The sequence below is a fragment of the Paraburkholderia sp. SIMBA_030 genome (genome assembly GCF_046535245.1).
GTDB lineage: Bacteria > Pseudomonadota > Gammaproteobacteria > Burkholderiales > Burkholderiaceae > Paraburkholderia.
The window spans coordinates 1-273 of sequence record NZ_JAWRXB010000479.1 but is presented as its reverse complement, the minus strand read 5'-3'; the positions used below and the strand labels follow the sequence as shown (position 1 = coordinate 273).

Here is a 273-nt window from a genome sequence, read left to right as displayed (position 1 = left end):
CATTATTGTGTGAAAAGGCAGGGGCAGATGGTATTACTATACATTTACGTGAAGATCGTCGTCATATACAAGACGCAGATGTTTGTGAATTGGCAGGGCAGTTGTCGACGAGAATGAATCTAGAGATGGCCGCAACTGATGAGATGCTTGCAATTGCCTGCGAAGTTAAACCTTTTTGGGTATGTCTAGTACCTGAAAAGCGGGCAGAGTTAACGACAGAAGGTGGTCTTGATGTTGCAGGTCAAGTCACGTCTTTAAAAGAGTATGTTCATA

The 273-nt window shown here is 43.2% G+C and carries 1 protein-coding gene; it reads left to right on the top strand.

The window, feature by feature from the left end; genetic code table 11:
- On the top strand, positions 1-273 hold a 273-nt coding region (locus SB772_RS40865; RefSeq protein WP_410838633.1), incomplete at both ends, for a pyridoxine 5'-phosphate synthase.